The 4,336-nt window shown below is 65.9% G+C and carries 7 protein-coding genes; 1 reads left to right on the top strand and 6 read right to left on the bottom strand.

Annotation, left to right across the window (positions count from 1 at the left end; translation table 11 throughout):
• Positions 1 to 165: 165 nt before the first annotated feature.
• The 3 genes from G6021_RS16445 to G6021_RS16455 all read right to left on the bottom strand — a co-directional run bounded on the left by G6021_RS16445 (position 166) and on the right by G6021_RS16455 (position 1,184).
• Entirely contained in the window at positions 166 to 498 is a 333-nt protein-coding gene (locus tag G6021_RS16445; RefSeq protein ID WP_179526349.1) for an Lsr2 family protein, read from the bottom strand.
• A gap of 145 nt (positions 499 to 643) precedes the next feature.
• A complete protein-coding gene (locus tag G6021_RS16450) occupies positions 644 to 901 on the bottom strand; it encodes a Txe/YoeB family addiction module toxin (protein ID WP_017836491.1) in 258 nt (85 codons plus the stop codon).
• A 1-nt stretch (position 902) separates the two neighbouring features.
• Positions 903 to 1,184, bottom strand: a complete 282-nt coding sequence (locus G6021_RS16455) for a type II toxin-antitoxin system prevent-host-death family antitoxin (RefSeq protein ID WP_069388805.1) — start codon at positions 1,182 to 1,184, stop codon at positions 903 to 905.
• A gap of 398 nt (positions 1,185 to 1,582) precedes the next feature.
• On the opposite strand from G6021_RS16455, the gene G6021_RS16460 reads away from it, so the two are divergent.
• Entirely contained in the window at positions 1,583 to 2,152 is a 570-nt protein-coding gene (locus G6021_RS16460; RefSeq protein ID WP_107749286.1) for a hypothetical protein, read from the top strand.
• A 282-nt stretch (positions 2,153 to 2,434) separates the two neighbouring features.
• Here G6021_RS16460 and G6021_RS16465 read toward each other — a convergent pair whose 3' ends face one another.
• The 3 genes from G6021_RS16465 to G6021_RS16475 all read right to left on the bottom strand — a co-directional run bounded on the left by G6021_RS16465 (position 2,435) and on the right by G6021_RS16475 (position 4,062).
• Positions 2,435 to 2,722 carry a PLDc N-terminal domain-containing protein gene (locus tag G6021_RS16465; protein WP_182611272.1) on the bottom strand — a complete coding sequence of 96 codons (288 nt, stop codon included), beginning with the start codon at positions 2,720 to 2,722 and terminating at the stop codon, positions 2,435 to 2,437.
• 95 nt (positions 2,723 to 2,817) lie between these two features.
• Positions 2,818 to 3,417, bottom strand: a complete 600-nt coding sequence (locus G6021_RS16470; protein WP_182641755.1) for a hypothetical protein — start codon at positions 3,415 to 3,417, stop codon at positions 2,818 to 2,820.
• 291 nt (positions 3,418 to 3,708) lie between these two features.
• Complete coding sequence (locus G6021_RS16475) at positions 3,709 to 4,062, bottom strand: hypothetical protein (protein WP_069388802.1); 354 nt, start codon at positions 4,060 to 4,062, stop codon at positions 3,709 to 3,711.
• Between the last annotated feature and the right edge of the window lie 274 nt (positions 4,063 to 4,336).

Raw genomic sequence — 4,336 nt, forward strand, 5'->3', positions numbered from 1 at the left:
CGCACAATCTACAACTCAGCATCGTTAGCTTGTCATAATCATTATTATCGGCGTTAACATTGTTGCTGGCCAGGGCGCGTTTCTGAAGCATCGACCGCCCATGGCAGGTTATTCGACTGTCCGGGCTGAGTCGGTTCTGGCTTTGGTTGGCGCCCTGCTGTCGATCTAGTTGGCGGCTGTATACGCCTGCATCACGTCGGCGGGGATTCGTCCGCGGTCCGAGATTTCGTAGCCCTTGTTGCGGGCCCAGTCGCGGATTGCTTTGGTGTCCCCAGACGTGGTCGTGTTTTTGCGGGCCGTCTTGGCCTTGTTTCCGGTCACTCGGTGGCCGGCCTCGATGTATGGTGCTACGGCCTCGCGGAACGCCTGGGCGTTGTCATCGCTGAGGTCGATGGAGTATTCCTTGCCTTCAAAGGCAAAGGAGATGGTGTTCGACGTCTCGCCCAGGTCGGTTCCATCGAGATCGTCGATGTATCTCACCTGAAATTGTTGAGCCATTGTTTCCCCCTACTGTGGTGGCTGTTATTGCAGGGTCACAGTATGCATCAAAAATATGTGCACTACCCGATCGCATTCGTCGGAGCTTGACGCCGATTGCTTTTTGCTACCTGGGCCCCGGTCGTCCGGGACTTCGGGTTTGGGGTCATCCATAGTGGTAGCGGCAGGTGGCGATACGGACTTCCGTTTCGGTCACTTTGTAGACGAGTCGGTGTTCGTCGGTGATTCGTCTGGACCAGTATCCGGCGAAATCGTATTTGAGGGGTTCGGGTTTGCCGATTCCTTCATTGCCGTTGCGAGTGATGTCCTGCAGGAGCAGGTTGATCCGTTTGAGGATCTTGCGGTCCTGTTGTTGCCACCAGAGGTAGTCCTGCCAGGCGTTGTCGTCCCAGACCAGCAGCACGTCAGTCCGCGCCAAGCAGGTCGCTAGCCTCGGCGTCGAGCAGGTCGCGAGCCTGGCCACGGCCATCCTCGAGCCTTTCCATCGCATCCAGGAGCCGACGGGCGTTGGCCGGGGATCGCATCAGGTGGGCGGTCTCGCGCAGGGACTCGTAATCGTCGAGGGAGACCATCACCACGGGTTCGTGACCGGCACGGGTGATGACAACCTCCTCGCGGTCGTTGGTGACTCCGTCGAGGACCTCGGCGTAGCGCGCCCGGGACTCGGTGTAACTCATGGTCTTCATGTCGAACCTCCTGTACGTAAAAGTGTACGTAGCGCGAGCGTGCGACGCAATCGCTTCCCTCGCAGCTGACGGCGCTACTCCCGAAGGGCCGATCCGCGGGCTGTTGGTGCGCCGTCGGGGTGCCGACGCGTGGCGGGCATTGCGATACCGAATCCGGCAGCGAGCTCGCCCCCGGCATGGGCGCGTCGGCCCTAGCCGCAGAGCGGGCAGGAGGGCCCCGCTGCCGCCTCTCTCGCGGTGGGGCGCGGCTCGGCGGCCGGGAAGAGTGTGTCGAGGAGGAGTCTCGGGCCGGATTTCAGCGCAAGAGTGCGTGCCGCTATCCCGGCGGACGTGCGTGGGGTAACATAGGTAACAAGAAACGATACCGGTTACCTGTTACCGAGTGTGGGGAGAGTGCGATGTCGACGTCGGAGAAGATCGCCAGGGCGTATGGGGTGCTTGTCGCGCGGGGAGACAAGATCACTGTCCGCAGCGTGCAGCGCGAAGCAGGGGTGCGGATCGGCGAGGTGGCCGCGTGGATGCGTGAGCACGCGGCCGCGGCCACCGGTGATGTGCCAGAGGCTCCGGACCTGTCGGAGGCGATGTCGGCGATGGTGCAATCGGTGTGGGCCGCGGCGTGGAAGCGGGCCGCGGAGCAGGCGGATGAGGCGACCGCGGTGGCACTCGATGCCGCGCGCGCGGGCGAGGCTGACGCTTTGACCGCGGCGGAGCGCGCTGTCGCGGAGAAAGACGAGGTTGTCGTCGCGCTCGATGGCGCAGCCGAAGAGGTCAAGGCGTTGCGGGCCGAGCTCGAGCAGCTGCGTGGCCAGCTCGAGACAGTGCGCCAGGACGCCAGCCTCGCGCGCGCCAAGGCCGAGGAGGCCGATCGGGCCCGGGTACGCGCCGAGGCGACCTCGGACACGCTGCGTGAAGTGTTGGACTCACTACGTGATGGACCTCGCGAGGCAGGCCCGGCCCCTAAGCCGTGAGCGCAGCTGGCTCCCCACCAAGCGGCCCCGAGTGCCGAGAAGTGGCAGCCATAGGTGGGGGCAGGATCAGGCTCGGAGGGCGCCGCTCCCCCGGCGGACCGGGGTGGTCGGATGTTCCTGGTCGCCGGTCACACGGTCGCCCCGGTTCGTTCGGCGATGAGACGTGCCATGCGGTGTGCGCGTGCGGTGCGGCCCAAGCCGCCCGGCCGCCCAGGGGATGATCGGGTGCCGGTCGCTATTGCGGTGGGGTGCTTTTACTGGATGGTGCTACGGCCTTGTCGATCACCGGGGCGAGGTGATCGTGTCGCGGACGGTGTTGTCGCTGCTGCGGCGGCGAGGACCGAGTAGCGCGTACAGGAGCACTCCGAGAAGCGGGAGTGCGAGGATGACGAGCGCCCAGGCCCAGTCATATGTAGTCCGTCGGTGTCTTGCCAGGTGAATGAGGGCGAGGACATCCAGGACGATCATGCCTACCATCGCCGCGCTCCATGCGATGTCGTACGCCGCCGGAATGGTGATCTGCGAGGCGTCTTGCGGAAGCGTGGTGGTGGCAAGTGGGAGAACGGGCATTGTTGATCCTCGGTAGGGGTCGGTGGATCACCGGTTGTCACTCGGTGTCGTACCCATCGTCCTGGAGTTGGCCTCCCCGTTGTGGAGTTGGTGGACTACCAGAGGCTCCACGGTTGCCCGGTGGCGATGGCGTCGTCGATGCGGTGATCAATAGTGTGCGCTGGCTCGTCTGCGGCGATTGCGGTGCGGATCGCCTCTGCGATTGCGCGGGAGAGGCCGGCTGGACCGCGGGTGTCACCGAGGGGACTGTTCGCGCTGTGTCGTCGCGTGAGGTAGTCGGCGCGGTTGTCGCCGGCGGTGCCTAGCCGTAGATGGTTCGGGTTGGTGCAGCCGGCGTAGTCGCAGCGGTGGCACAGGATGGGGTCGGTCAGGGCGCTCCAGCCGAGTCGGTCGATGATGCCGTGCGCGAGTTGGTAGGCGTACAGGTGCGAGGGGACGGTGCCGCGGCGGGAGAGCCCAGGCAGGCTGGCGGCGCGGAAGGAACCGTGTCCGGTGGAGGAGATCGCGCCGATCCAGGGCCAGCACTGGTCGGGGCCGCGGCGGTAGCGCTTGTTCTCGAACCGTTGCCGGGTGGCGGGGTCGGTGAGCCAGATGCGCCACAGTGTCGCCGGGGTGCGCACCGGCCGGGGATCGCCGAGCAGAGAGAGCTGCTGCGTGTCCGGTGCGGCCGGTAGAGGGAACAGTGCTGCGGTCATCGGGGCCTCGAGGGTGTTGAGGGAACTGTTACCGGGTGGGGCGAGGATAGGTGTCAGCTACGACAGCGTCGGCGATGGCCGGGCCCGCACGGTTGCGCAGTGTCCGCTGGTGGGTGCGCCCGGCGGCAAGACGCCGGGCGCACTCTAAAGAGCGCGTTGTGGAGCAGGCCCGGTAACAGCTCCCCGCTTAGACTCCCCCGCCCTGCCCGAGGCGCCGAGGGGTAAAGACACTGTCGCAGCGGGGCAGGAGTCCATCCTTCGACCCCGGCAGGGCGATCGGGCCCGAGGCGCTCACGCCACGTTGCGGTCCCCAGTGGCCTCCGCCGGGGCCTCATCGTGCGTGTCCTGCGCCGAGGCAACCTGCTCCTGTTGGTCGTCACCCAGTGTGTCGAGGGCCGTCTTGATGTCGCGGGTGGAGATGCCGAGGAGTTCGGCGATCTCGCCGCGCGGTTCGCCCTCGTCGATGAGAGCCTTGATCGCCTCTCCGGCATCGAGGCGAGCCTTGGCGATCGCGTCGGCGGCGGTGAAATAGCGGGTGGCCGCTGCCTCGATGCGCTCGTCGCGCTCCCGGCGCTTGCGCTGCTTCTCGGCGAGCGCCTGCCTGGCGCGGTTGCGGGCGCTGGTCTTGTCGGAGGTCTTAGCCACGGTAGTCGCTTCCCTGTAGTCGAGCTGGGCCTGTTCTCGCCACCCAACTCTAACGCTGCCGACGATCGCACACCAGAGCCTGCTATGCCCCCGGTCCCCCACCAGTGCCCCATCCGGACGTGTCACTTCGTTCCACGCTTGTACTTCGCTTCGCTCAGCCCCCGAGAACCTACACACCTCTTGCTGATTTTCAGACTGCGTCCGTGACCGGGCGCTGACGTGGGGTTAGAGTGGGCGGCGTGATGACCCTCCACGTGCTGCACGCCGGGGACGG

Origin of the sequence: Dietzia sp. CW19 (genome assembly GCF_014145265.1) — a bacterium.
Lineage (GTDB): Bacteria > Actinomycetota > Actinomycetes > Mycobacteriales > Mycobacteriaceae > Dietzia > Dietzia natronolimnaea.